General features: G+C 69.3%; 25 protein-coding genes and 1 pseudogene. 9 read left to right on the top strand and 17 right to left on the bottom strand.

Annotation, left to right across the window (positions count from 1 at the left end; all coding sequences use genetic code 11):
- The first annotated feature begins 491 nt into the window (after positions 1–491).
- The 3 genes from AC0NH5_RS32325 (at position 492) to AC0NH5_RS32315 (ending at position 3,241) form a co-directional block, all read left to right on the top strand.
- Entirely contained in the window at positions 492–1,010 is a 519-nt protein-coding gene (locus tag AC0NH5_RS32325; protein WP_474410681.1) for a hypothetical protein, read from the top strand.
- 226 nt (positions 1,011–1,236) lie between these two features.
- Entirely contained in the window at positions 1,237–1,383 is a 147-nt protein-coding gene (locus AC0NH5_RS32320; RefSeq protein ID WP_474410679.1) for a carotenoid oxygenase family protein, read from the top strand.
- A 397-nt stretch (positions 1,384–1,780) separates the two neighbouring features.
- Positions 1,781–3,241: a PepSY-associated TM helix domain-containing protein gene (locus tag AC0NH5_RS32315; RefSeq protein WP_474410678.1), complete on the top strand. Its 1,461-nt coding sequence runs from the start codon at positions 1,781–1,783 to the stop codon at positions 3,239–3,241.
- 257 nt (positions 3,242–3,498) lie between these two features.
- Here AC0NH5_RS32315 and AC0NH5_RS32310 read toward each other — a convergent pair whose 3' ends face one another.
- From AC0NH5_RS32310 to AC0NH5_RS32285, 6 genes are all read right to left on the bottom strand, one after another.
- Positions 3,499–3,927, bottom strand: a complete 429-nt coding sequence (locus tag AC0NH5_RS32310; protein WP_474410676.1) for an Hsp20/alpha crystallin family protein — start codon at positions 3,925–3,927, stop codon at positions 3,499–3,501.
- A gap of 226 nt (positions 3,928–4,153) precedes the next feature.
- On the bottom strand, positions 4,154–5,053 hold the full coding sequence (locus AC0NH5_RS32305; protein ID WP_474410675.1) for an SDR family oxidoreductase: 900 nt from the start codon (positions 5,051–5,053) through the stop codon (positions 4,154–4,156).
- Positions 5,054–5,239: 186 nt separating this feature from the next.
- Positions 5,240–5,569, bottom strand: coding sequence for a cold-shock protein (locus tag AC0NH5_RS32300; RefSeq protein WP_474410673.1), 330 nt, complete (start codon positions 5,567–5,569; stop codon positions 5,240–5,242).
- The gene (locus tag AC0NH5_RS32295; RefSeq protein ID WP_474410671.1) at positions 5,566–6,819 is read right to left on the bottom strand and encodes a GAF domain-containing sensor histidine kinase; all 1,254 of its coding nucleotides are present in this window, start codon (positions 6,817–6,819) and stop codon (positions 5,566–5,568) included. The genes AC0NH5_RS32300 and AC0NH5_RS32295 overlap by 4 nt, the downstream gene beginning before the upstream one ends.
- Before the next feature lie 386 nt (positions 6,820–7,205).
- Entirely contained in the window at positions 7,206–7,475 is a 270-nt protein-coding gene (locus tag AC0NH5_RS32290) for a hypothetical protein (RefSeq protein WP_474410669.1), read from the bottom strand.
- A 170-nt stretch (positions 7,476–7,645) separates the two neighbouring features.
- The gene (locus tag AC0NH5_RS32285) at positions 7,646–7,945 is read right to left on the bottom strand and encodes a hypothetical protein (RefSeq protein ID WP_474410667.1); all 300 of its coding nucleotides are present in this window, start codon (positions 7,943–7,945) and stop codon (positions 7,646–7,648) included.
- Between the two features lie 257 nt (positions 7,946–8,202).
- On the opposite strand from AC0NH5_RS32285, the gene AC0NH5_RS32280 reads away from it, so the two are divergent.
- Together AC0NH5_RS32280 and AC0NH5_RS32275 are read left to right on the top strand one after the other, a co-directional pair.
- On the top strand, positions 8,203–8,493 hold the full coding sequence (locus tag AC0NH5_RS32280) for a hypothetical protein (protein WP_474410666.1): 291 nt from the start codon (positions 8,203–8,205) through the stop codon (positions 8,491–8,493).
- Positions 8,490–8,855: a hypothetical protein gene (locus AC0NH5_RS32275; RefSeq protein WP_474410664.1), complete on the top strand. Its 366-nt coding sequence runs from the start codon at positions 8,490–8,492 to the stop codon at positions 8,853–8,855. The genes AC0NH5_RS32280 and AC0NH5_RS32275 overlap by 4 nt, the downstream gene beginning before the upstream one ends.
- Positions 8,856–8,893: 38 nt before the next feature.
- Here the strand turns inward: AC0NH5_RS32275 and AC0NH5_RS32270 are convergent, their stop codons facing one another.
- From AC0NH5_RS32270 to AC0NH5_RS32255, 4 genes are all read right to left on the bottom strand, one after another.
- Positions 8,894–9,838 carry a hypothetical protein gene (locus AC0NH5_RS32270; RefSeq protein ID WP_474410663.1) on the bottom strand — a complete coding sequence of 315 codons (945 nt, stop codon included), beginning with the start codon at positions 9,836–9,838 and terminating at the stop codon, positions 8,894–8,896.
- A 225-nt stretch (positions 9,839–10,063) separates the two neighbouring features.
- Entirely contained in the window at positions 10,064–10,417 is a 354-nt protein-coding gene (locus tag AC0NH5_RS32265; protein ID WP_474410661.1) for a hypothetical protein, read from the bottom strand.
- 61 nt (positions 10,418–10,478) lie between these two features.
- The gene (locus AC0NH5_RS32260; RefSeq protein WP_474410659.1) at positions 10,479–12,428 is read right to left on the bottom strand and encodes a sensor histidine kinase; all 1,950 of its coding nucleotides are present in this window, start codon (positions 12,426–12,428) and stop codon (positions 10,479–10,481) included.
- On the bottom strand, positions 12,428–12,778 hold the full coding sequence (locus tag AC0NH5_RS32255) for a hypothetical protein (protein ID WP_474410657.1): 351 nt from the start codon (positions 12,776–12,778) through the stop codon (positions 12,428–12,430). The genes AC0NH5_RS32260 and AC0NH5_RS32255 overlap by 1 nt, the downstream gene beginning before the upstream one ends.
- Positions 12,779–12,836: 58 nt before the next feature.
- On the opposite strand from AC0NH5_RS32255, the gene AC0NH5_RS32250 reads away from it, so the two are divergent.
- Complete coding sequence (locus tag AC0NH5_RS32250) at positions 12,837–13,496, top strand: response regulator (RefSeq protein WP_474410655.1); 660 nt, start codon at positions 12,837–12,839, stop codon at positions 13,494–13,496.
- Between the two features lie 82 nt (positions 13,497–13,578).
- Here the strand turns inward: AC0NH5_RS32250 and AC0NH5_RS32245 are convergent, their stop codons facing one another.
- A complete protein-coding gene (locus AC0NH5_RS32245; RefSeq protein WP_474410654.1) occupies positions 13,579–14,472 on the bottom strand; it encodes a hypothetical protein in 894 nt (297 codons plus the stop codon).
- Positions 14,473–14,678: 206 nt separating this feature from the next.
- On the opposite strand from AC0NH5_RS32245, the gene AC0NH5_RS32240 reads away from it, so the two are divergent.
- The gene (locus AC0NH5_RS32240; RefSeq protein ID WP_474410652.1) at positions 14,679–15,710 is read left to right on the top strand and encodes a lytic polysaccharide monooxygenase auxiliary activity family 9 protein; all 1,032 of its coding nucleotides are present in this window, start codon (positions 14,679–14,681) and stop codon (positions 15,708–15,710) included.
- 42 nt (positions 15,711–15,752) lie between these two features.
- Here the strand turns inward: AC0NH5_RS32240 and AC0NH5_RS32235 are convergent, their stop codons facing one another.
- The 4 genes from AC0NH5_RS32235 to AC0NH5_RS32220 are packed head-to-tail and all read right to left on the bottom strand — an operon-like array spanning position 15,753 to position 19,753.
- Positions 15,753–16,616: an ABC transporter ATP-binding protein gene (locus AC0NH5_RS32235; protein ID WP_474410651.1), complete on the bottom strand. Its 864-nt coding sequence runs from the start codon at positions 16,614–16,616 to the stop codon at positions 15,753–15,755.
- A gap of 1 nt (position 16,617) precedes the next feature.
- Complete coding sequence (locus AC0NH5_RS32230) at positions 16,618–17,703, bottom strand: FecCD family ABC transporter permease (protein WP_474410649.1); 1,086 nt, start codon at positions 17,701–17,703, stop codon at positions 16,618–16,620.
- Complete coding sequence (locus AC0NH5_RS32225) at positions 17,700–18,785, bottom strand: FecCD family ABC transporter permease (RefSeq protein WP_474410647.1); 1,086 nt, start codon at positions 18,783–18,785, stop codon at positions 17,700–17,702. Before AC0NH5_RS32225 ends, AC0NH5_RS32230 begins: the two co-directional genes overlap by 4 nt.
- Entirely contained in the window at positions 18,782–19,753 is a 972-nt protein-coding gene (locus AC0NH5_RS32220) for an ABC transporter substrate-binding protein (RefSeq protein WP_474410645.1), read from the bottom strand. Before AC0NH5_RS32220 ends, AC0NH5_RS32225 begins: the two co-directional genes overlap by 4 nt.
- A 209-nt stretch (positions 19,754–19,962) precedes the next feature.
- Between AC0NH5_RS32220 and istA the strand changes: the two are divergent.
- Together istA and istB are read left to right on the top strand one after the other, a co-directional pair.
- Positions 19,963–21,608 (top strand): annotated as a pseudogene (gene istA / locus AC0NH5_RS32215) (IS21 family transposase).
- Positions 21,605–22,396: an IS21-like element helper ATPase IstB gene (istB, locus tag AC0NH5_RS32210; protein WP_474410644.1), complete on the top strand. Its 792-nt coding sequence runs from the start codon at positions 21,605–21,607 to the stop codon at positions 22,394–22,396. Before istA ends, istB begins: the two are co-directional and overlap by 4 nt.
- Before the next feature lie 104 nt (positions 22,397–22,500).
- Here istB and AC0NH5_RS32205 read toward each other — a convergent pair whose 3' ends face one another.
- Complete coding sequence (locus AC0NH5_RS32205; protein ID WP_474410642.1) at positions 22,501–22,965, bottom strand: MaoC family dehydratase; 465 nt, start codon at positions 22,963–22,965, stop codon at positions 22,501–22,503.
- 282 nt (positions 22,966–23,247) lie between these two features.
- Positions 23,248–24,621 (bottom strand): MFS transporter, encoded by a 1,374-nt coding sequence (locus tag AC0NH5_RS32200; protein WP_474410641.1) that lies wholly within the window; start codon positions 24,619–24,621, stop codon positions 23,248–23,250.
- Between the last annotated feature and the right edge of the window lie 6 nt (positions 24,622–24,627).

Raw genomic sequence — 24,627 nt, 5'->3', positions numbered from 1 at the left:
TGAGGCCGCAGGCCGGCTGAGGCCGCAGGCCGGCTGAGGCCGCAGGCCGGCTGAGGCCGCAGGCCGGCTGAGGCCGCGGGCCGGCTGAGGCCGCGGGCCGGCTGAGGCCGCGGGCCGGCTGAGGCCGCGGGCCGGCTGCCCGGTCGCCGATCACCCACAGTTAAAATTCTGAGCTCCCCGCAGCGGACCCGCACGCATGACCGAGCGCATGTCCAGCTCCAACCAATCAGTCGAGCAGGCCTGGCCCGAGCCGGCAAGACCTGTCCCGCGGATGGGGGTAATCGGATAACAGTGAGATGAAAATCCAGTTCAGAGTGCGCTTGACGTGATCTTGGCCTGGTTTCGGGGGCGAGGGGGTGGGCATGACGCCGACCATGCCCACACCGAACACCCCAGGTCCCCGTCCCGCCGCCGTGCCAGTGGGTGGACCTCCCACCCGGCGAAAATGGCTCCTACCCCTGCTGCTCTTGCTACTTTTAGTAATCGGATTGGTGCTGTTGTTGTCCCAGTGCGGCGGTGACGACTCGGATGACTCCTCCGGGAATTCGCCTCGCACGACGGCCACCACTCCGCAGGCCACCGCTTCGTCCGCGGTTCCCACGACCACTCCTTCCGAGGCCGACGGGGCCGGGCAGGCCGGTGCGGCCGGCAGCTTGACCGCCGGCGACGCGAACCTGCTGGAACCGGAGATCGCCGCAGACCTGAGCGCCCAGAACGGCCGGCAGGCCGTCGGTCGTGCGGTGCGGGTGCAGTCAGTGCCTGCCGATGAGGGCTTCTGGGTCGGTTCGAGCGAGCAGAACCGGCTCTGGGTGCAGCTGACCGGCACCGGCGACGAATCCAACTACAAGGTGAAGCAGGGCGACTCCATCGACTTCACCGGCACCGTCACGCCCGCGGCGCAGGACTTCGCCGACAAGGTCGGTGTCACCGCTGCCGAGGGCGCCGGCCAACTCACCAGCCAGGCGCACTACGTGTCGGTGCCGGCGTCGAGCGTCAAGCTGTCCGACTGACAGATCAAGCCGCCCATCCCGATGGGGTGGGCGGCAGTGGCATGGCGCGCCTGCACCGCCGGGTGCTCGACCCGAGCACCCGCAACGTCACCGAGACCAGGCTCGACGCCCGCGGGATCGAGTTCCCCACCATCGACGACGAGCGGGTCGGGCGCGTCGCCGGCTACCGATACGCCGTCTCCGGTGGCGGCCCGCCGCCACCGCGATCGTCAAGCTCGGCCCGGACGTGGTGGCCGGCGGCGGCTCGAAACTGCTCGTGCTCGATGCCACCGACATCGGTGGCAGGCCGGTCGCGTCCGTCACCCTGCCCCGCCGGGTAACTACCGGCTTCCACGGATCATGGATCACCGATCAGGAGCTCGATCAGCACTGAACGACAATCCGCCGGGTGCAGACCGTCGGGATGGTGATGGCTCCCGGGCATGCTGACTCCGTATTGGGCGGCGGTGGCCGTCGGTGAATGCCGGCGGCCACCGCTTGCTGTTTCTCGACGAGACTGCGGGCGTGGTCTCAGATCACGTTCAGGACGTCGCGTACAGGACGGCGCGCCTTCTGCGGCCAATTGGCGAAGCACCCCCGGGACGAATTGACAACGATCGCTCAACAGCTGAGGGACTCCTGGGAACTCACGGGTGCCGGCCGACGACTATCGCGGTGACCTCCTCGACGCCGCGGAGGTCACACGACGCATGAGCCGGGGCACCGGCACGTCGACTGCGACCCCGATGCGGCCCGCCGGCGCGCGCCGCCTTCCCCGACGAGGACAGCCGATGACCACCGTTCCTGAAGTCGCCGAAGCGGCCCCGGTAACCGATCCGACCGAACGCCGTCCCGCCCACGCCCGCAGCTTCGGCCCGCTGCTGCTGCGACTGCATTTCTTCGCCGGCATCCTGGTCGCGCCGTTCATCCTGATCGCGGCCACCACCGGTCTGCTCTTCAGCCTCGTACCGACGCTGGACAAGATCGTCTACAGCACCGAGCTGGTCGTCGCCGACCCCGGCGGCACCGCGCGGCCGGTGGCCGAGCAGGTCGCGTCGGCACGCGCCGCCCACCCCGACGGCGATCTGATCGCGGTCCGGGTGGGCGAAGCCGACGCCACCACCCAGGTCGACTTCAGCTCAGCGCAGTTCACCGCGGAGTCGGAGCTCGTCCACACCGTCTACGTCAACCCGTACACCGCCGAGGTGACCGGCCGGCTACCCACCTGGTGGACCGCGACACCGCTGAACACGTGGCTCGACCAGTTCCACCGCGACCTGCAGCTCGGCAAGCCCGGCGAGCTGTACTCCGAACTCGCGGCCAGCTGGCTGTGGGTCCTCGCCCTCGGCGGCGTGGTCCTGTGGTGGCGCCGGCAGCGCGGCAACCGCACCGCCCGCCGCCTGCTAACCCCCGAACTGGCCGCCAAGAAGGGCGTCCGGCGCACCCGCAGCTGGCACGCCGCCACCGGCATCTGGCTCGCCGTCGGCCTGCTCACCCTGTCCGCGACCGGCCTGACCTGGTCCGGCTACGCCGGCGCCAACTTCAGCGCCGCCCTGGACGCCGTCAAGGGCAGCAGGCCGTACGTCGCCACCGAACTCGACGCGACGGCGCCGGCCGCGCCCGGCGGCCACCACAGCGACAATGCCTCCGGCGCGGGCCCCGCCGTCGACCCGGCCGCCATCGACACCGTCCTGACCAGTGCGCGTGGCGCCGGGCTCGACGGCCCGGTGCAGATCACCCCGCCCGCCGATGACGCCGGCGCCTGGACGGTCACCCAGACCGACAACCGGTGGCCGGTCCGGCTCGACAGCGTTGCCATGCACCCCACCGGCGCCATCACCGACCGGGTCGACTTCGCCGACTGGCCCTTCCTGGCCAAACTCAGCTCCTGGGGCATCAACGCCCACATGGGCCTGCTGTTCGGCGTCGTCAACCAGATCCTGCTCGCCGCCCTCGCCATCGGCCTGATCACCGTCATCATCTGGGGTTACCGGATGTGGTGGCAACGCCGGCCCACCCGTGCCGACCGGCGGGCGCCGATCGGCACGCCGCCTGCCCGCGGTGCGTGGCAGCAGTTGCCCGCCTGGGGCATCGTCGTCGGTGTTCCGGTCGTCATCGCGATCGCCTGGGCGCTGCCGCTGCTCGGCATCCCGTTGCTGGCGTTCCTCGCCGTCGACCTGATCGTCGGCGCGGTCCGCAAGCGTGAGCGCCGGCCGCAGGCACCGGTGTCACCCGCACCGGCCGGAAGCTGACCGGCAGCGGTGCCCGGCCGCAAACAAGACCGGGCACCGCTGTCGGCACAGGTCCTGGCCTGACCTGGCCTGCCGGATACGGCCGGAACTCAACGGGTCCGCCCAACGACTGATCAGGCGAGAGACCCCCGCCCGCCGCCGACCGGCCAGAGCCAACCCAACGACCGCCGCAGCGACCAGCAGCCCGGCGGCGCCCACCCCGGCCGGCACGCCGGTCGACACACCACGGCCGGGTTTCGGAGCCGGCGGTGACGTAGTCAGCCCTTGATCTGCTTGGGGCCGCCGCCGTTGCCGGAGCCGATGGCGATCTTGCGGGGCTTGGCCCGGTCGGAGACGGGGATCTCCAGGGTCAGCACCCCGTTGTCGTACGCCGCCTTCAGGTTGTCGGTGTCCAGGGTGTCGCCGAGGAACAACTGCCGGCTGAACACGCCCATCGGCCGCTCGCTGATCACCGACTCGACGCCGCCCCTGGTCCGGCGCTGCCGGTGGGCCTTGACTTGCAGCACGTTGCGCTCGACGGTCAGGTCGATCGAGTCGGGGTCGACGCCGGGCAGGTCGAAGTACACGTAGAAGGTGTCGCCGTCGCGTTCGGCGTCGACGTGCATCACCGCGGGCCGGCTGGTGGTGCCGGTGAACTGCTCGAACATCCGATCGAGTTCGCGGAACGGGTCGGTACGCAGAAGCATGGTCATCTCCTCCTTGGTGCTCCTTCACCAAAGCTCGATCAGTCCCGGGATCTCCCGGTGTTGAGTGCCCTTGACTCAACTCTCTTTTACCAATACAGCGGGCCCAGGGCGTCGTCAAGTCCGTCGTCGAAGAAGTTCCGGGACCGGCTCGGTCGCCCTTGTTCAGGAAGCCGGTCCCGTCGGGGTGTGTTGTTCGTCAGGCCGAACTCTGAGGGTGAACCTCGCGTCAGGCGAGCGGCTTGCCGCCGGTAGCGCCCAGAACCTCGCCGGTGACGTAGCTGGATTCCTGAGAAGCGAAGAAGACGTACAGCGGCGCAAGTTCGGCCGGCTGACCGGCACGGCCCATCGGGGTGTCCGCACCGAAGGACTCGACCTTTTCCTTGGGCATGGTGGCCGGGATCAACGGGGTCCAGATCGGACCCGGTGCGACAGCGTTGACACGAATGCCCTTGTCTGACACGTTCGCCGCGAGCGCTTTGGTGAACGCAATGATGCCGGCCTTCGTGGTGGCGTAATCCAACAGCTGCGGTGACGGCTGGTAGCCCTGGATCGATGCAGTGTTGATGATCGTCGAGCCGGGCTGCATCCTCAGCACGGCCTCTTTGCTGAGCCAGAACATCGCGTACAGGTTGGTCTTCATCACCCGGTCGAACTGCTCGGTCGAGATGTCGAAGATCCCGTTGTCCTGCGACATCTGGTAGGCGGCGTTGTTGACCAGGATGTCCAACCCGCCCAGCTCGGTCATCGCCGTGTCGATGATGGCAGCGCAGTGGGCCTCGACGCGGATGTCACCCGGTACGGTGACCGCCTTGCGGCCCGCCTTCTCGACCAGTCGGGCGGTTGCCCGGGCATCGTCTTCTTCCTCGGGAAGATAGGAGATCAGCACGTCGGCGCCTTCGCGAGCGAACGCGATGGCGACGGCACGGCCGATCCCGGAGTCACCGCCGGTGATCACGGCGCGTTTGCCGGTCAGACGATCACTGCCTCGGTAGCTGTCCTCACCGTGATCGGGCTCGGTATCCATCTCACCGGTCAGACCCGGATGCGAGATCTGGCTGCTGTCCTGGTCGTCCGGCGTACGGAACTGCTGTTGCGGGTCCTGCTGGCCGTACTGGTCCTCGGTCACGATCCGCGCCTCTCCACTGGGATGAATGCCCGGCATGCCTACCCCTCACAGCCGCCCCTACTCCTGAAGACGGCGATACAGCCCACTGTGAAGACCTTCTGAGCAGCAAGTGCACTGATTGACCGGACGCCGACTGATCCACACGGCCGATGTGCTTCGCGGCCGGCGCATGCCGGCAGTACAGCCCTACTGATCCGTTCGGTTTGCAGCTTCGCCGTCTTCCGCCGCGTCGATATCCCGGCGCAGCACGCTGTGGTAGGCCTCTGACGGTTGCTGAGGGGCGGGGGCCGCCGGGCGGTCGATGCCGGTCCGGACAGCCACGGCCCGGTAGTCGTATCCGTCCTGCCGGCCGGTCTCGAACTCGAACGAGACGGACGCACCCGGGCTGAGGAAGCGGTAACCGCTCATCAGGACGCTGCTGAAGTGCGCCCAGCATCCGCCGGGGGTGGCGTCGGAGTCGATGACTCCCCAGCCCTCGTCGGTGTGCCATTCCCGCACGGTTCCGGCAGTAGTCACCGCAGCAGTGTCGCATCTGGCCCCCGGCCAGGGTTGCCGGTGGGGATGGTGATGCAGACGGTGGTACCGCCGCCCGGAGTGTCGGTGATGTCGAGCCGGCCGTCGTGGGTGTGCACGATGCGGGTGCAGGTCGACAGTCCGATGCCGTGGCCGGTGCTGTGCTCAGGGGTGAGGCGGGTGAAGGGCTGGGTCGCTCGTTCCCGTTGGCCGGCAGGGATGCCGATGCCGTTGTCGGCGACGCAGACGCGGTACCAGGCGGGGTCGGTGACGGCGGTGACGGTGATGCGGCAGGGCCGGTGGGGGTGGCGGTATTTGATCGCGTTGCTGATCAGGTTCTGCAACAGGATGCGCCATTGGGTGCAGTCGCCGGTCACGGTCGGCAATTCTCCCGTGGTGACCTCGGCGCGGGCGTCGGTGATCTGGACGGCGAGGTCGTCGAGGACTTGACCGGTGATCTCGGTGAGGTTCACCTCGGCCCCGTGGACGGGGGCGGTGGTGGTGGCGTGTTCCAACACGTCGTCGATAAGGGTGCTCATCCGCTGGGCGGCGGCGGAGATACGGTCGGTGCACCACGAGGCGTCGGCGTCGGCGTTGACCGTGGGCAGCAGGTGGAGCTCGGCGGCGAAGGCGAGGATGCCGGTCAGCGGGCTGCGCAGGTCGTGTGTGAGTTGCGCGGCGAAGTGCTTCAGGGTCTCGTTCGCGCCTTCCAGTGCGGCTCGGGTGCGATGCTGCTCGCGGAGCAGGCCGGCGACGAGGAACCCGTGCCGGCGCAGTTCGAGCACGTCGATGGCCATCCGGGCGAGCCGGTCGAGGCCTTGCCGCTGCTGCTCGTCGAGGACGCGGGGGACGTTGTCGAACACGCACAGGGTGCCCAGGACGAACCCGTCCGGCGTGCAGAGCTGGGTTGAGCCGTAGAAGCGGAACCGTTGGAACGTGCCGGTGACGAAGGGATTCGACGCGAACCTCGGGTCGCTGCGGGCGTCCTCGACATACATCGGGTCCGGGGCGACCATTGCCACCGAGCACATGGAGTCATCCCGCCGGCACACCTCTACGTCGATGCCGACGGCGGCGACCTGATGTTGGCGTTCGTCGTCGAGGACGAACAGCACCGAGATCGGGACCTGGCAGAGCTGGGCGGCCAACTCCACGACCGTCTGCAGATTGGGCTCGGGCGGGCCGTCGAACAGGTGGTAGCGCGCCAGCGCCGCTGCCCGTACCTGCTCGTCCGCCGACCGTACCGGGATCATCTCTCCTGCCTTCCACCAGGTCACATGCCGGAAACCCTCGGAATCCTCACCGTACGCCCGGCCCAGCGCCGTGGCAGGCAACCCTTCGGCACCGGAGGGCCGCCTTCGGGTGGCGCGGCCGAGACGGTGAGGACCGAAAGCCGCCAGCCGTGCTCAACGGCCGGGGAAACTGGAGCCGAACCCGACACCTACTGTCTGAGACGGCTCTCATGGTTGACGCAACGATCACGGGCTTGCGGCGGCGGGCATGCGCGGGATCAGTGTGGGCACCGCGATGGCCCAGCGCCCTACGGGGTCGTCGAGCCCGGTGAGCTACTCGGACCTCAACGCCATCGCGTCGAGCGAATAGACACCTGAGGCGATCAGATCGACGCAGCGGCCTGCCGTCACCCGGAGAAGATCACGTCCATGGTCACCAGGTCGTGCACGATCAACTGGACATCGTCCGGGTCGGTAGCGATGACGGTGCCGGCGGCGACGTCGCGCAGATCCCACCTGGCGGCGCGCGGCTCACCCGGAGTGGAGCCGCTCGCGCCCGGATGCCGAGCCGGTTTCCCGTCCGGTCCGGTGACAAGCAGCGTGATCGGGCTGAAGCCGTTGGAGGCAACGGCGTGCACATGCAGGTGCCGGTCCTGCGGCAGGGCGTACGTGGGCATCAGCCGTCCTCTAGCTCCGGGCGTCCCGCAAGGCGATGGGGCGCTTCACCGAGTTGTACCGGCTCCCCGCGTCCGTCGTGGCGTTATTCGCTGGTGGCACGACGTGGCCCCGGTGTGCCCTGCGTCCGTGAGGACAGCGGGCCCGCCGGGGCCTGGTCGTACCGCACAGGTCAGTGGTTGGTGCGGGGGTCGTGGTCGGAGCTGCGGCTGCCGGCCTTGGCCAGGCCACGGCTGATCATGTAACCGATGGTCAGCAGGGTGATGTACCACCAGGCCTTGTCGGCGGCGAAGTAGTCGCTGCCGTTGTTGGCGGCGCCATCGCCCACCGTGTAGGAGGCGACGAGCACGCCGATGACGGCGAGCACGTAGACGATCAGCTCAGTGGTCTTGAACGACGGCTTGGTCTCCTCGCCGTGCGAGCGGTGAACCACAGCGGCGCCATCGTTGCGGTGCTGAGTGGACGTAGCCATTTTAACTCCCGAGCCTTGTCAGTTGAATTATTTACCGCCGAGGCCTGTCAGCTGCCGTGGCGAACGGTGGGTACCCGGGGTCCGAGCCGCGCACACCCATTTTTTGAAGCAAGTAGAGAACATCACTCTCGAGAGTCGGTAAATCGGCTGGTCGACGTATGTATTCTTCCCCGTACGAGTGAGCATCTAGGCCCGAAAGGGTCACCCCGAGCCGTAGCAGCAGAGTTTGAAATCCATTCCTGGGCAACGACACGCCGGTGGAAAGAGATTCACTGATCGGCGGGCGGTACCGGCTTCTCGAGCAGCTGGGCCGAGGTGGCATGTCGGTGGTGTGGGGTGCGGAGGACGACGTGCTCGGCTGCGAGGTGGCTGTCAGGTCCTCTCGGCGCCCCTGGCCGAGGACCCCGACACTGCTGCACCTCCGCCTGGCCGGGCGCCTGCCGTGGCAGGCGCCCACCACCACCCGGATGCTGCAGGCCACTATTACGTCGAGCCTGCACCGCTTCCGCCCGTACCCGGGCTGCCTTCCGCGGTCACCCGGCTGGTGACACGCTGCCTGGCGAAGAAGCCGGACCTGCGCCCGCCCGCCGCGGAGATCGCGCGGATCCTCGGCGACATCGCCGGCCTGCCACCGGCAGCGCTCATGAACGTCGCACTGTCCGGTTGGACGGAACCGCCTGCCGGGCAGAAACGTCCCCACGACCGCCATTTCCCGCATCTCCGTAGCGGCTCCGCCGTCACGGCAAGGCGAACAAGGCTCGGCCGCCGCCGTCAGACCGAAGACGGCCCGGCTCTCAACAGCACCGATGGGAAATACCGAAGTGAAGGCCGACGGGAGGAACGAAGCGAAGACGAGGACGAAGGGCAAGAAGGCCGAGAACAAGTCCACAGCGAAGGCGAAAGCAAATAAGTAGACCCTCGCGCGCCGCGTTCGTCGAACGGCCGGGCTCAGGTTCTCGGCGATCCACCGTACGAACGATCACCCAACTGGACGCTCCTCGCCGGCTCGGTGTCATTCCTGTCATCGGGTTGGCCCTGCACTATCAGCCGTTCGGCGAAGCCCGCACCGAAGGCCGCGAGCAGGAGATTCGGCGTGTTTATGGCGGCTCCTTCGGCGGTGGCCAGGGTGAACAGCCACACTGTCAGGCCGGCTACCGCCCCGATGGGTATCCGCGAGAACGAATTGACGTGGGATCCGAGCTGTACCGCGATATGGTCCTGCCGAACTCGCGTCGACCTCTGCGCGGCGCTGGTGATGGCACCGAGAATGCCGAGCAGGACAGCCAGGACACACGACGTCCCACTGGTGGCCCATCCGACCTCACGTGCGATCTGGTTGGAATCGACGACCAAGAGGGAGATGACGAGGGCGAGAACGGGGGCGCCGGCGACGATGAGCATCCGTTGGTAGTGCCGCACGATCGCCAGCCGCCAGTATTCGTGTGCGATCCCGTGATTTCTGACCTTCAGCGCCTGTAGGACGAGTTCCCGGCAGAGCTGACCGTCCGTCTCTGCCGGCGGTGATGGCTGGGTACGGCGGTCACGGTGAGGCGCGTACCCCGCTTCTGACAACAGTTTCTTGATCGTCTCGATGCGCCAGGCCGCCAGCCTTCCCGGTATGCGGATCTCCTCGAGGAGTGTCTGCGCCAGGATCCCCAACGTGTGCGCGTCCTGGGCTGCGACCAGTTCCTCCTGCGCGCGGTAGAGGTGGGTCCACCCGGAATCGACGTCGTGCCGGCGGCACGACTGATCCGCCTGACCGATGAATTTAAGCGCACCAGGATAGATCGGATTGTCCGGTTGGCGCTCCTTCTGGCTTTCCGTCTCTGTACGCAGGATGGCGACCTCGGACCTCAGCCATCGCAACCTCGGGTCCCGCCAGGGATTCAGCAAAACAGCGACTCTCACAGAAATCCGCCTCTCACCGAGCGAAGGTTGCCCTGGTTGCCTCGACGCAGGTGGCACCTCATCAGCTCCTGACGGACGGAACTCGCCGAAACCCGCCGCCTCGTCCGTTGGTGGAGCCGGAATTCACCTGCGGAGGCAGAACGCTCAACTCCCCGACGCGTGACCGCAGCGCGGTTCAGAGGGCGATCAGTACGACGAGTGCTGCCCGCTTCACCCGTCCAGGACGGTGAAGTAGACATGCGGCACTGTGACAACCTGATGGATGCAGCTGCCGAGCAGGATCAGGCTGATCACCAGCTCGACGACGACCCGCTGAAACAGCTCGTGGCGGCGTTTCTCGTCGGTGGCGTGTCGCCAGCGGTAAGCGGTCGACGTCGGGAGGGCGAGGGCGACCGCGGGCAGCGGCGAGTACATCACGGTCATCATTTCCAGCCGGACGCGGCCGATGGCGACGGCGGCGCCCACCGCGGCGACCGCCAGCAGGTAGACGCCCAGCAGCACGGGGGCGACCACCGACAGGGCGCGGTGGTGCGCGGGTACGGACGCGGTTTCGACCTCTGCCATGCCAACGTGTACGCGGTCGGCTCCCGGACCGTTCGAGATCATCAGCTGCGGCTCGACGCTGTCAGCCCAGGGGAATCCACGCATGGACCCGTGTGCCGGCGCCGGTACCGGTGACGGCGCAATCACCGCCGAGCTCCTGGCACCGCTCCCGCATGGAACCCAGGCCCACCCCGTCGGTACGCCGAGGGCCGGGCCCCACACCGTCGTCGATCACTTCGACCCGAAAATGATCCGTCTCCCGCGTGGTCAGCACCTGCACGCGGCGCGCCGCGGCATGCTTGACGACATTCGTCAGCGCCTCATCGACGAGGCGATAGACGGCGACCTCGATGGCAGCCGGCAACTGGCCCAGATCACCGCAGACTGTCACCGCGATCTCGAGTTCCGGTGAGCGGTGCCGCTGAGCGGCGGTCTCCAGCGCGCCCGGCAGACCGCGGTCGAGGGCGGCCGGGCGCAGGTTGTCGACGATGCGCCGCAGTTCCGTGCCGGCCTCGGCGAGTCCTTCGTCGAGGTTGTCGAGCAGGCGCTGAACGGTGTGGGCGGGGGTGCCGGCGCGGGCACTGCGAGCGAGCATCCGCGCTCCGCTCAGCGCAGGCCCGACACCGTCGTGCAGGTCGCGCTGGAGCCGGCGCAACTCCTCCTCGCGCGCCCGTACCAACCGCTCCCGCGCGGTTTGCAGGTCGCGGGTCAGCCGGACCGACGCCGCGGACGGGCCCAACTGTCCGGCCAGGCCTTGGAGCAGCGCCTGCTCGTGCGCCGACCACGGCTCGTCCGGGCTGCGCTGCTGCACCTCGAGGTGCCCGATCACCCGGTCCTGGTACGTGAGCGGAAGCTGAGCCGCGGACCACTGCCGTCGCCGGCCGTGGGTGGCTTCCGGCTGCGGGCGCCCGTCCAGGTGTATGGCGACGAACGGAACCCGTAGTCCGTCGCCGACCGCGACGACCGCGGTGGCGAGGACCTCTTCCGGCGTGCGGGCCAGGCTCAGCTGGTGGTTCATGGCGATCAGCAGCTCGTACGGCCGGGCGCCCCACCCGTAGCGGCGGTGTCGCAGCAGCGACCGGAGACGTTCGCGCAACGGCAGCAGCGCCATGATCGCGATGACAGCGGTCACGGATGCCGCGGAGGCCGGGACGAAACGGCTGGCGAGCAGTGCCACGCCGGCGTAGACGGCGGTCCCGGCCGCAGCGAGTAGTCCGTAGCTCAGCGACCGGTGCACCAGCAGGTCGATGTCGTACAGCCCGTACCGCACCACGCCGACCGCCGCCGCCACCGGCATGGCGAGCACGACCACCAGTCCGATCAGGGGCACGTGTTCAACGGCCTCGACGGCGAGTGCCGTGACGAGCAGGACGCCGTTGACGCAGCCCCAGATCAGCGCGCCACGGTGGGGTGGCGCCGTTCGCCTGATCCGCAGTGCCAAGGCGACCACGGAGGCCAGCCCGCCGGCGAACAACGCCACGGTGCCGGCGAGCACGGCGATGGTGTCCCAGCCCGGGGTGATGACGCTGGCGCCGTCGAGCAGGACGCCGGGCGCCCGCTCAGCGAGCGACATCAAGCCGGCGGTACCGGCAGCCACCGCCGCGGCGAGCGTGACGGTGACCCACCGCCATCGGGCCGAAACGGCTCTGCCGGTCGGGAAGAGCAACGCCACCAGGACCAGGAGTCCGTAACCGGGCCACCACAGCCACAGCCGTAGCCAGTCGGTGACGGTCGAGGTCATCGCGGCGGCGCCCACCGTCCCGGCGGCGAAGGATCCCGCGGCGAGGATCAGCCAGCCGCACGGATTGCGCGGGGCGTGCGCGGCGATCCGCGCGCCGATCGGCGCGCACATGACGGCCAGCAGCCAGTCCCGCCCGGAGGCCGGCATGCCCGCCGGCAGGTCCGCGACGCGGGCACCGGCGGCGATCGTCACCACCAGCAGCGCCGCGGCCGCTATGGCCCAGGCCGACCTCGCCGTCCGGGAAGGGCTTCCCCACCGCACCCGGTCACCGAGGTCGGCCTGAGTCACCATCAGTGGAAGTTGCCCAGCAGGTTGTGCATCAGGTTGTGGAAGTCCGAACCCCGCGGCCGGGGTTCGCCGGCGCCGACCGTCGGCGCCACGGCGCCGTCCCGGCCCGGCGGCGGCGGGAATCCACGGCTCACCACCGACCACCTGGCGCCACCGACGGTGAAGCACTTCTCCACCGCTTGCACCAGTTGGCCCACCGTTACCCGGCCGGCCGGAATATCAGGATGCGGATGCGGCCAGTCCCCCACGGGGTTGTCCCGCAGCGCCGAGTTGATGACCGTATCCAGCCATAGTTGGATGTCGTCCGTTCCGTCGGTGACGACGACGAGATGCTTCTCAGTCAATTCCTGCACGGGCAGATTATTGACAGCCGTCAGCGCCGGCCGAAACCGTTAAGTACAGTTCGCGACTATGGCGGATGTCAGAGAGCACGGGACCCGGGTGTTGATTATCGACGACCATCCGGTGGTGCGGCACGGGATGGCGTCGTTACTGACCGTGGAGGATTGGATCACCGAGGTGTACCAGGCCGGCACCGCGGCCGAGGCCCGCCGCCTGGCGGTTCTGCAGCGACCGGACGCCGCCGTCGTCGACCTGGGCCTGCCGGACGGCAACGGGATCGCGCTGATCGCAGAGCTCGCCGACACGGTCCCCACCTGCGCCGCGGTCGTGGTGACCATGACGAATGACCCGGGCTCCGTGCACGCGGCGCTGACCGCCGGCGCGAGGGGATACGTGCTCAAGGACGCCGCACCCGACCTGCTCGTCGGCGCGGTTCGGGCCGCCACCGCGGGGGCCCGGTTCCTGGGCCCGAGGGTCGACGCCGCACTCGGTGACGACACCGCGGCAGCCCGCCGCGCCGGCGGCCCACGCTCACCTCTGAACGTGCTGACGGCACGAGAACAACAACTCATCGGTTTGCTGGCCCGTGGGCGGACCACCAGGGAAATAGCGCGGGAAATGTCACTGTGCGACAAGACGGTACGCAATCAGATAGCAATCATCACAGGAAAGCTGGGAGTCGCCGACAGGGTGCAGGCCGTACTCCTGGCACAACGTCATGGCCTGTGACCGCCATTCACCGCACCACAACGGAAAGAGCGGAGTACGGCAGTTCTGCCGTACTCCGATCTCCTGCTGCCGACCGCTTCGGTCAGAAGCCGGCCTTGGTCTGCAGATTCACACCCGTACCGATGGCCGATGAATTCTTGATGGTGGCGCAGTACACGCGACCGTAGTTGAAGCGGTCCTCACGATCGGTGCTCACCGTGGTGAGGATCGCGTCGAGGTGCGTGGCTGCGGCGGCTACCGCCACCGGCGTCACGTTCGGCGGGTAGTTGAAGCAGTACCGGGCCGTGGCACCAGCGTTCAGGAAGCCGACGTAGTAGTTGAACTGATTCGTCGAGACCAGAGCGGACCTGGTCATGAGTTGGTAGTTGGTGCCCTTGGCCGACGCGTTGCGAACGGTTGCGCAGTACGTCCAGCCGTAGCCCAGCCGGTTCTCGAGGTCCGTACTGACCGTCGTGAGAATGACGTCGTTGGCCGCGGCGGCTGCCGACACGGCCACCGCCCCATACATGCCGTGGTTGTAGTGGAAGCAGTGCCGCTGGGTGGCCCCGGCGGCGATGTAGCCGCCATTGGTGTCGAAGGTCCGCTGCGCGTCCAGGTCGGCGCGGGCCGCGACATCGACACCCGCACCGACGGCGGATTCGTTGCGCAACGTCGTGCAGTAGGTCCATCCGTAGTTGGTGCGGTTCTCCAGGTCAGTGCTGACCACCTTGATCACCACGTTGTACGCCCGGGCGGTCGCCGACACCAGGACGGGCCCGGACCGGGCGTGGTTGAAATGGAAGCAGGACCGCGAGGTGGCCCCGGGCCCCAGGTAGCCGGCGTAGAAGTCGTAACTCGCGCCGGCGGGGGCGGCGGCGGCGGCCGGAGTGCCCAGCAGCGACAGCCCGATGGCGGCCGCGATCGCGGACGCCATGGCCAGCACGGCTGCTCGGCGGGGTAGCAACGCCCTGCGTGCGGTGCGGAATGGATGAAGCATCGGTGTTCCCCTTCGATCGAAGGTCCAGGATCGGCTTGACCCTCACTCTGGGGGTGCGCCTGGCCCGGCGGCCGGGACGTCAGCCCGCGTCGGCGAGGAGGAACGCCCAGCGGACGGGACGATCGCCCGGGGCGGGCAGGACTACTCAACACATCGATCATCTGCGATGATGGGAGCGCTCCCAAACGTCCCCCGGAGGCTTGCAAATGAGAATACGGACCCTTCGCGCCGCTGCGGCCACACTGGCCACCGGCCTACTGGCCACCGCCGCTGCCGCGATCATGGCGGAGTCGGCCAGCGCGCACGGCGCGGTGTCGGACCCGGTAACTCGTGCGTACGACTGCAACCAGCGCTGGCAGAGTCCCAGCAGCCCGGGAATGCAGGCGCAGGACCCGATGTGTTACCAGGCGTACCAGGCCGACCCGAACGCCATGTACAACTGGAACGGCCTGTTCCGTGAGGGCGTCGCCGGCCGCCACCAGGCCGCCATCCCCGACGGCACGCTGTGCAGCGGCGGGCTGACCCAGGGCGGCCGGTACGCCGCACTGGACGTGCCGGGCCGGTGGAACACGGTCAACAAGCCGAACAACTTCACCCTCAAGCTGAACGACCCGTCCAGCCACGGCGCCGACTACCTGCGGATCTACATCACCAAGCAGGGCTTCGACCCGCTCACCCAGCGACTGACCTGGGGCGACCTCGAGCTGGTGACCGAAACCGGGCGCCAGGCCCCCAGCCAGACCTACACCGCGCAGGTCAACGCCGGCAGCCGTACCGGCCGGCACATCGTCTACACGATCTGGCAGGCCAGCCACCTCGACCAGTCGTACTACGCGTGCAGCGACGTCGTCTTCGGCGGTGGCACGGACCCGGGCCCCAGCCCCAGCAGCCCGGCGCCGAGCAGCCCCGCACCCAGCAGCCCCGCGCCGAGCGAGCCCGGCCCCAGCAATCCTGCCCCCGGCGGCTGCACCGCGACGGTCCGTGTCGCCGGCCAGTGGCAGGGCGGCTACCAGGCCGAGGTTCAGGTGCGAGCAGGTGACGGCGGCACCCGCGGCTGGGCGGTGTCCTTCACCGGGACGGTGCTGCAAGGCTGGAACGCCACCTTCGGCGCCACCGGCTCGTCCACGGTCGCGACCAACGCCTCCTACAACGGGTCACTGACAGCCGGCGGCACCGCGACCTTCGGCTTCATCGGCACCGGCACCCCGCCCACGACGTCCGTCTGCACGGCCGCCTGACGACCGGGTCCACCAGCACCCCCACGGCTCCCTGCGTGATCGTCACGCAGGGAGCCGCGTCGTGGAAGGGCTCGACAAATCCTCGTTGTATGCCGGGTCGACGTGACGGGTCCCGATGGGCAGGACGAGGGGGCGGCCGCTGACCGGGTCGGTGATGACGGCGACCCGGATGCCGAACACCTCCGTGACCAGCTCAGCGGTGAGCACGCCGGCGGGCGGCCCGGCGGCGGCGATGTGGCCGTCCTTCATGACGACGAGGTGGTCGGCGTAGCGGGCGGCCATGGTCAGGTCGTGCAACACCATGGCGACCGTACGGCCATGATCGGTATGCAGTTGGTCGACGAGGTCGAGGACTTCGACCGCGTGGGCGATGTCGAGGTACGTGGTGGGCTCGTCGAGCAGCAGCACGTCGGTCTGCTGAGCGAGGGCCATCGACAACCAGGCCCGCTGCCGTTGGCCGCCGGAGAGTTCGTCGACGTCGCGGTCGGCCAGTTCCGTCATGCCGGTGCACTCCAGGGCGGCGGTGACGGCGGCGTCGTCGTCGGTCGACCATTGGCGCAGCCAGCTGCGGTGCGGGTGGCGGCCGCGGGCGACGAGGTCGGCGACGCTCAACCCGGGCGGGGCGGACGGGGTCTGCGGCAGCAGCCCGACCTGGCGGGCGACGTCGCGGGTGGGCAGCCGGTCGATGCTCTTCCCGTCGAGCAGCACCGTGCCTGCCTGCGGACTGAGCAGCCGCCCGAGCGCACGCAGCAAGGTCGACTTGCCGCATCCGTTGGGGCCGATGATGACGGTGACTTTCCCGTCCGGGACGGCGAGAGTGAGGTCGTGCACCACCGTGCGGGCGCCATAGCCGAGGCGGACCTGTTGCGCCGCGAGGCGGGCGCTCGCCGGGTCGGTCAGAGACATGTCAGGCGGTGACCCTTCGCGCGGAGACCAGCAGCAGGTAGATCAGGTAGGGGGCGCCGACGACCGCGGTGACCACGCCGACCGGCAGTTCCACCGGCAGCGCGGTGCGTGCGATCAGGTCGCACAGCAACAGCAGGACCGCGCCGGTCAGCCCTGAGATCGCCACCGGTGGCGTGGCGGCGCCGATCAGCCGGACGGCGATCTGCGGGGCGACCAGGGCGACGAACGCGACAGGCCCGGCGGCGGCGGTCGCTGCCGACGTGAGCACCACGGCCAGCACGATGACGACCGCGCGGCCGGTCTGCACCCGTACGCCCAGGGCCCGGGTGGTGTCCTCGCCGAAGGCGAGCAGGCCGAGTGTGTTTCCGGCCGCCAGCAGCGCGGTCCCGGCGACGACGAGGGCCACGGCCAGCGGGATGACGTGCTCCCAGCCGCGGCCGTTGAGGCTGCCGGTCAGCCACACGCTGGCGCGGGCGGCTTCGACGATGTCAGCCCGGATGAGCAGCCACGAGGTCACGGCGGCACACAGCGCGCCGATGCCGATGCCGACGAGCACGAGACGGTAGCCGTCGACGCCGTCACGCCAGGCGAGCAGGTACACCGCGGCGGCGGTGAGCAGTCCGCCGACCACGGCCGCCGCGGGCAGGGACCAGGATGCCGCCGACCAGGACGCGGCCACGGCAGGCACACCCGCCCCGGTGAGCGTGATGACCGCGACGGCTGCCGTGCCCGCACCGTAGGTGATGCCGAGGACATCCGGGCTGCCCAGCGGGTTGCGGGTGACCGACTGGGTGACCGCGCCGGCCATGCCGAGTGCGGCGCCGACCAGGGCCCCGGTCAGCGCACGGGGCAGCCGCATCTCCAGCACGACGAGCTGCTGCGTCGCATCGCCGCCGCCGGCGAGCACGGCCAGCACGTCGGGCAGCGGGAGCGTGAAGTCTCCGCGGGTGACCGACACGGCCACCAGGAGCAGCACGCCGGCCGCCATGCCGGCGCCGAGCAGCACCGGGCGTGGACGCCACAGCAACGACCGGTCGCCGAGATGAACGACCCGCCGGCGATGCACAGTCGTCGCGGCGCGGGTCACAGCGCCACCAGCCGGCGCCGGCGCACGAGTGCGATGAAGAACGGCGCGCCCACCAGAGCCACCGTGATGCCGACCTGCACCTCCCCGGGGCGCGCCACGACCCGTCCCGCGACGTCGGCGGCGAGCAGCAGCGCGGCACCGAGCAGGCCGGACAACGGCAACAGCCAGCGATGGTCCAGCCCGACCACGATGCGCACCACGTGCGGCACCACGAGGCCGACGAAGGCGATCGGCCCGCATGCGGCGACAGCGGCGCCGGTCAGCAGGGTGATCGCGGCGATGCCCACCACACGGGCCCGGGCGATCCGCACGCCGAGCGCCCGGGCCACGTCCGCGCCGAGGTTGAGCGCGTTGAGAACCGGCGCCTGGGCCAGGGCGAGCACAGCGCCGGCGGCCAGGAACGGCAGGATCGGCAGCAACACCTCCGTGCCGCGTCCGGCCAGCGAACCGACGGCCCAGAATCGGTACGCATCCAGCGTCTGCGTGTCGATGAGAACGAGCCCGCTGGTCAACCCGCCCAGCAGGGCACTGACCGCGGCGCCGGCCAACGCCAACGTCACCGGTGTCGTCGCGCCGCGGCGGCCGGACGCGGCCGTACCGATGCCGAATACCAGCACGCTGGCCGTCAGCGCGCCGGCGAAGGCGAACCACACATAGCCGAGCACCCCGGACACCCCCGTGGCGGTGATCGCCACGACCACCGCGAACGCCGCCCCGGCGCTGACCCCCAGCAGGCCGGGGTCGGCCAGCGGGTTGCGGGTGTGCCCCTGCACCAGCGCCCCGGCCAGACCCAGGGCGGCGCCCACGGCCAGGCCGAGCAGAGTGCGGGGCACCCGCAGCGTGCGGACCACCGTGACGTTGTCGGTGCCGGTCGGCGCCACCAGGGCCGACCATACCTCCGGCCAGGCGATCGAGCGGGTGCCCACCGCCAGGCTGGCCGCCACACAGATCAGCACGGCGACGACGAGTACGAGCAAGGCCGTCAGCCGCCGCCACGCCGCAGGTGCCGGCCTGTGCGGCGGTGTCGCGGCGGGCTTTCGGCTCGGCGGTGTGTTCGTCGTCGCCGTCGGTGCGGGACTCACCGGGCGGCGGCCGACAGGTGCTTCTCCAGCATGGCCACGTTCAGCGCCACGGTCAGCACGGAGTCGAAGTAGGAGGCGTGCGACTCGTCCTCGCTCAGATCCACGACCTTGCCGTTGCGCACCACCGGCAGGTTCTTGAACACCTCACGCTGCTTGAGCGCGGGCGTGCCGTCGCCCTCGCCGAAGTGCTGAACCAGCAGCACGTCACCGTCGAGCAGGTCCAGCTGCTCCAACGACACGGTGTCGACCGCCTCACCCTTGGTGCGCTGCGCCGGGAACGGCGCCAGGCCCAGCGCGGGCGCCAGCTTGCCCAGCGGGGACTGGTCGTTGAGCAGATACACCGAGCCGTCATCGAACGCCGTCGCCGCCCGCACCTTGAGTCCGGCGAACGGCGCGAACCGGGTCTTCGCGGCAGCGACCTCGTCGTCGGTGGCCTTCTCCAGCCGGGCGGCGTCCTCGGCGCGGCCGACCGCCTCACCCACCTGGCGCAGGTTCGCCCGCCAGTCCACGAAGCTCGTCGCCACGGCCGGCGCGACGGCGGCGAACTTGCTCAGGTTGTCGGCGGTGGCGAATCCGTTCTGCACCAGCACCAGGTCCGGTCGCCACGCCGCGAGCCGCTCGAAGCTGGTCTCGCCGCCGGAGAGGTCGTACGTCTCGATGCCGTCCACCTTGCCCTGCAACCACGGCCGCAGGGGGTTGTTGCGCTGACCGAAACCGATCGGCCGCACGCCCAGCGCCACCAGCGAGCACAGCTCACCACCGTCGGTCGCGGCCACCACGCGCTGCGGTGCGGCAGGGATCTGCGTCTCGCCGAGTTCGTGCTTCACCGTGCGCGGGAAAGCACCCTGCACCGGGGCCGCCGAACCGTTCGCCGCCCCCGCACCGGCCGGCTCACTCTGCCCGCCGCAGCCACTCAACGCCGCCACACCCATCGCGCCGAGCAGAAAACCCCGCCGACTGACTGCCATCGCATTCCTTCCACGTCATGTGGAGGTGAACTTAGCCTACCCTAACTCGGCGCGCCATAGCTGATTCTGACGGTCATCAGTGGCCCCACTCGGACGGTCTGGGGTGGCCCCATCGGTACTCGATGGAGTGACGGTGTGACGGTCTGATCTGGCCCCACCTGGGCGGTCGGTGCCACGATTGACGGGCTGTAGTCGGAAGGTGGCCCGGGTTGGTCCGTTCGCTTGTGGAAGTGTTCGAGGCGATCCGCCGGGACCACCGGCGAGGCGTCTCGATCCGTACTCTTGCGCAGCGGGACGGGGTTCATCGGCGCACCGTGCGGGCGGCGATCGATTCGGCTGCGCCGCCGCCACCGCGCAAGTCACCGGAGCGGGTCGCGCCGCGGCTGGACCGGTTCAAGCCGGCAATCGACGCGATGCTGCGCACCGATCTGGCCGCGCCGCGCAAGCAGCAGCACACGGTGCGGCGGATCCTGAAGCGTTTGATTGAGGAGAACAACGCGGGTCAGTTGTCGTACTCGACGGTGCGCGACTACGTCGCTCGCCGGCGGGCGGAGATCGTGGCCGAGGCCGGCCGTTCGCGGCAGGAGGCGTTCATCTTGCAGAGTCACCGTCCGGGCGAGGAAGCCGAGGTCGACTTCGGGGAGTTCTGGATCCGGCTGGCCGGTGTCCCGACGAAGGTGTTCGTGTTCGCGCTGCGGATGTCGTTCTCCGGCAAGGCCGTGCATCACGTGTTCGCGTCTCCGGGCCAGAAGCGTTCATCGAGGGCCATCTGCACGCCTTCGACGTGCTCGGCGGCCTGCCCACGGTCAAGATCCGATATGACAATCTGCGGTCGGCGGTCACCCGGGTGGTGTTCGGGCGCACCCGCACTGAAAGTGACCGGTGGGTGCAGTTCCGATCCCACATGGGCTTCGAGGCGTGGTACTGCATGCCCGGCATCAAGGGCGCCCATGAGAAAGGCGGCGTCGAGGGTGAGGTGGGCCGATTCCGGCGCAACCACCTGGTGCCCGTGCCGGAGGTCGCCACGCTGGCCGAGCTCAACGAACGGATCGCGGTGATCGACCACGCGGAAGACGACCGGCGCCTCGAGCACCGGGTTCGCACGATCGGCCAAGACTTCGGGGTCGAGCAGCCACTGCTGGCGCCGCTGCCGGCCGAGCCGTTCGAGGCCGCCCGGCAGCTGACGCCGAAGGTCAACCGCTACGGGCTGATCGGGGTGCGCATGTCGCACTACTCGGTGCCGGCCCGGTTCATCGGCCAGACGGTCCGGGTGATGCTGCACGCCAGCGAGGTGGTCGTGCTCGACGGGCGCACCGAGATCGCCCGGCACGAGAGGTCAGTGACGAAAGGCTCGCAAACCTTGGTGCTGGACCACTACCTGGAGGTGCTGCTGCGCAAGCCCGGCGCCCTGTCGGGGTCCACCGCGCTGGCGCAGGCCCGCGAGACCAGGGTGTTCACGATGGCCCACGAGGCGTTCTGGGCGGCAGCGAAGAAGGCCCACGGCGACGCCGACGGCACCCGCGCTTTGATCGACGTGCTGCTGCTGCACCGGCGGTTGCCCGCCGCGGACGTCATCGCCGGTATCACCCTGGCGCTGTCCGCCGGGGCCACAAGCGCCGACGTGGTGGCCGTCGAAGCCCGCCGGGCCCGGCAGGTCAGCCAGTCCGCTCCCTCCGCCGACGGCGACACCGCCACGGGCAGCAGCGAACAGCGGCGGGTGGTCAGCCTCACCGAACGGCGCCTGGCCGCACTGCCGAAGGACGCCCGGCCGCTGCCGTCGGTTGCCCACTACGACCAGCTGCTGCGCCGCGGGCCGGCAGGCCAGGCACCACCGTCTGAAGGAGCCGTCTCGTGAGCCGAGCCCGCCGTCCCATGACCGAACCCGCCGCCGAAGCCGCGATCGACCAAGCCTGCCGGGCGTTGCGGCTGCCGACCATGCGCACCCGCGTCGGTGACCTGGTCACCGCCGCCGAGAAGGAGCAGCTGTCCTACCGAGGATTCCTCGCCGAGCTGCTCATCGCCCAATGCGACGACCGGGACCGGCGCCGCTCCGAACGGCGCATCAAGGCCGCCGGTTTCCCCCGCGAAGAGTGGCTGAGCGACTTCGACTTCGACGCCAACCCGAACATCAGCGCAGCGATGATCAACGCCCTGGCGACCTGCGGGTGGGTCCGCAACGGCGAACCGCTCTGCCTCGTCGGGGACTCCGGCACCGGCAAGTCCCACCTGCTCATCGGGCTGGGCGCTGCCGCGGCGATGGCCGGCTTCCGGGTCCGCTACGTGCTGGCGGCGAAGCTGGTCAACGAACTCGTCGAAGCCGCCGACGACAAGGTCCTCAACAAGACCATCGCCCGCTACGGCCGCGTCGACCTCCTCTGCATCGATGAGCTTGGCTACATGGAACTCGACCGGCACGGCGCCGAGCTGCTGTTTCAGATCCTGACCGAACGCGAGGAGACCAACTCGGTGGCGATCGCGTCCAACGAGTCGTTCTCCGGCTGGACCAAGACCTTCACCGACCCGCGGCTCTGCGCCGCGATCGTCGACCGGCTCACCTTCGGCGGCAACATCATCGAGACCGGCACCGATTCCTACCGCTTGGCCCACGCTCAGCAGAAGAGCCTGGCCATGGCCGCGGACTGATCCACGCCGCTACCGCGACCAGGTTCCTCGTCGCGGCTCGCCGCCACCTCCGACCCCTCCTGGAGACTGCGGTCCTCCCGCTGACGACTACCGCAGTTTCCGCTCTAATGTTCCTCACGGGCCGTGTAGAGGGCGAGAACTTGATCGGCTATGCAGGCTGGTCGGTTCACGCCCTCAATCTCGACCCGGTTGCGTACCACGATCCGCGCGCCGGAGTCGATGCGGCGTGCTTCTCGCAGCGTGACAATGCCGCGTAGTCGCGAGCCTGCGGGTACAGGAGCTTGGAAGCGGACCTTGTCGAAGCCGCCGTTCACCACCATCGTCACCGTGTCCACCTGGACAACCTCCGTCATGAACGCCATGCATAGCGAGAGCGTCAGGGCCCCGTGCGCGACGGTTCCGCCGAACGGGCCCTCCTCGCGGGCACGTTCCGGGTCGGTGTGAATCCACTGCCCATCGCCGGTGACCTCGGCGAACCGGTCGATCCGATCCTGGTCGACCAGGTGCCATGCGCTCATACCAAGGGCAGCCTGACGGAGCAGGTCGTCGAGGTCCGTGAATCGTGTCATCGGGGCCATGCCGCGCGGACGTCCTCGGCGATGTCCGTAAGCGAAGCCCAGCTCACTTGGCGCAAGATATCGACTCCTGTCTTCAGTTGTGGCGATGGTGAATCGACGGCGATGATCCTGAAAGCCTGAGTAGACACTGTGTCGCTAAGGTTGAACGCCAGCCGGCCGATGAGCGGTTCCTTGGTGTCCAGCGCGGTGCTGCGGGTCGGTGCGGGGCCGCGTACGCCAGGCAGGTGCTGTCAGTGTTCGGTCGATCCCCTTAGATCAGCCCAACTCCGTTGATTATCCGGCGAGTAACACCGGCCCTTTCCGGTGGGCCGGGCGCCTGGGCATCTGCGATGCAGGCAGCAGACCGAGGGCGGCGAGGGCGGCCAGGACCAGCAAAGCAGGGCCCATCGTCGAAACAGCGGAGCCGGCTGCGCCGGCCGCGACGGCGATGCCCAGGGTGGGCCCGATGTTGATGGCTGTCTGCTTGAGCCCACCGACGACTCCGGCGTACCCGGGCGGTGCGTCGCCGACCACGGTGCCGGTGGCAGTGACCATCAAGGTGGCATACCCGGCACCGATGACAGCCAGGGCCGCGGGCATGCCCGTCCACGGGCTGTCCGGACCGACCCGGGACAGCCCCACGATGCCGAGCACGACGAGGACCGTGCCCGCGACCGCGGTGCGGCGCGCACCGTGCCGACGGAGCGCGACGCTCGCGGCGGGTGCACCCAGGATCATGAGCACGGTCAGCGATAGGACGCGCAATCCGCTGGCAAGCGGGTCGAGGTGAAGTGTGTTCTGCAGGTAGAACGTGCCCATGAACAGCACACCGAACAGGCCGGCGCTGATGACCAGCAAGAGTGCCATCGATGCCATCACCGGCACGGACCGTGCCACGGCAGCCGGAACGATCGGGTGCCTGGTGTGGCGCTCGTGCCAGACGAGCACCGCCACGACACAGGTGAAGGCTAGGAGTTCGAGCAGCGTCGGCGCCGCGGTCCACCCCCGCGCGGGCACCTCGGCCAGGGCGTGGACCAGGATGGCGAGCGCGATGGCGAGCAGGCCCGCACCGGTCAGGTTGAGCCGCGAAGAGACGGAACGTTCCGGTACAGGCATCCGCACAGCGACGGCGAGAGCGGCGATGACCAACGCGATAGGCACGTTGACCCAGAACGCGGCCCGCCAACCCCACTGCGCCACCAAAACACCGCCGAGGAGGGGACCGGACCCCGCTGCCACCGCAATCGCCGCGGTGCGGATGGCGATCGGCGTACCGAGCCGGTCTGCGGGATACACCAGCCGCAGCAGCGCGAGTGTTGCTGGCTGCAGAAGGGCACCGAAACCGCCCTGCGCCGCGCGCAGGACGATCACCCCTTCGATGGCCGACACGAGCGCGATCCCGGCCGAGGCAGCCCCGAAACCGAGCACGCCGACGAACAATAAGCGCGGATGCCCGTACCGGTCCCCGAGACGCCCGGCGATGACGAGTAACGCAGCCACCGCAACCAGATAGCCGGTACTCGTCCAATGGATCTGCGCCACGCTCGCGTCGAGGTCGCGCTGCAGGCTGGGCTGCGCCATGAGCAGGATGGTGCCGTCCAACGCGACGATCATCGCGCCTGCCGCGCTAACCAGGAGGGCGAGCCGCCGCTGTACGGGTGTGGTCATGGAGCC

This window comes from Actinoplanes sp. 13, from assembly GCF_056134165.1.
The sequence above is the reverse complement of the archived record's forward strand: the minus strand, read 5'-3'. Positions and strand labels throughout refer to the sequence as shown.

Excerpts from the sequence above, each read along its gene's own strand:
- AC0NH5_RS32315 (WP_474410678.1), top strand. The coding sequence starts at position 1,781 with ATGACCACCGTTCCTGAAGTCGCCGAAGCGGCCCCGGTAACCGATCCG.
- AC0NH5_RS32310 (WP_474410676.1), bottom strand. The coding sequence starts at position 3,927 with ATGCTTCTGCGTACCGACCCGTTCCGCGAACTCGATCGGATGTTCGAG.
- AC0NH5_RS32295 (WP_474410671.1), bottom strand. The coding sequence starts at position 6,819 with ATGATCCCGGTACGGTCGGCGGACGAGCAGGTACGGGCAGCGGCGCTG.
- AC0NH5_RS32290 (WP_474410669.1), bottom strand. The coding sequence starts at position 7,475 with ATGCCCACGTACGCCCTGCCGCAGGACCGGCACCTGCATGTGCACGCC.
- AC0NH5_RS32285 (WP_474410667.1), bottom strand. The coding sequence starts at position 7,945 with ATGGCTACGTCCACTCAGCACCGCAACGATGGCGCCGCTGTGGTTCAC.
- AC0NH5_RS32265 (WP_474410661.1), bottom strand. The coding sequence starts at position 10,417 with ATGGCAGAGGTCGAAACCGCGTCCGTACCCGCGCACCACCGCGCCCTG.
- AC0NH5_RS32260 (WP_474410659.1), bottom strand. The coding sequence starts at position 12,428 with ATGGTGACTCAGGCCGACCTCGGTGACCGGGTGCGGTGGGGAAGCCCT.
- AC0NH5_RS32250 (WP_474410655.1), top strand. The coding sequence starts at position 12,837 with ATGGCGGATGTCAGAGAGCACGGGACCCGGGTGTTGATTATCGACGAC.
- AC0NH5_RS32245 (WP_474410654.1), bottom strand. The coding sequence starts at position 14,472 with ATGCTTCATCCATTCCGCACCGCACGCAGGGCGTTGCTACCCCGCCGA.
- AC0NH5_RS32240 (WP_474410652.1), top strand. The coding sequence starts at position 14,679 with ATGAGAATACGGACCCTTCGCGCCGCTGCGGCCACACTGGCCACCGGC.
- AC0NH5_RS32235 (WP_474410651.1), bottom strand. The coding sequence starts at position 16,616 with ATGTCTCTGACCGACCCGGCGAGCGCCCGCCTCGCGGCGCAACAGGTC.
- AC0NH5_RS32220 (WP_474410645.1), bottom strand. The coding sequence starts at position 19,753 with ATGGCAGTCAGTCGGCGGGGTTTTCTGCTCGGCGCGATGGGTGTGGCG.
- AC0NH5_RS32205 (WP_474410642.1), bottom strand. The coding sequence starts at position 22,965 with ATGACACGATTCACGGACCTCGACGACCTGCTCCGTCAGGCTGCCCTT.
- AC0NH5_RS32200 (WP_474410641.1), bottom strand. The coding sequence starts at position 24,621 with ATGACCACACCCGTACAGCGGCGGCTCGCCCTCCTGGTTAGCGCGGCA.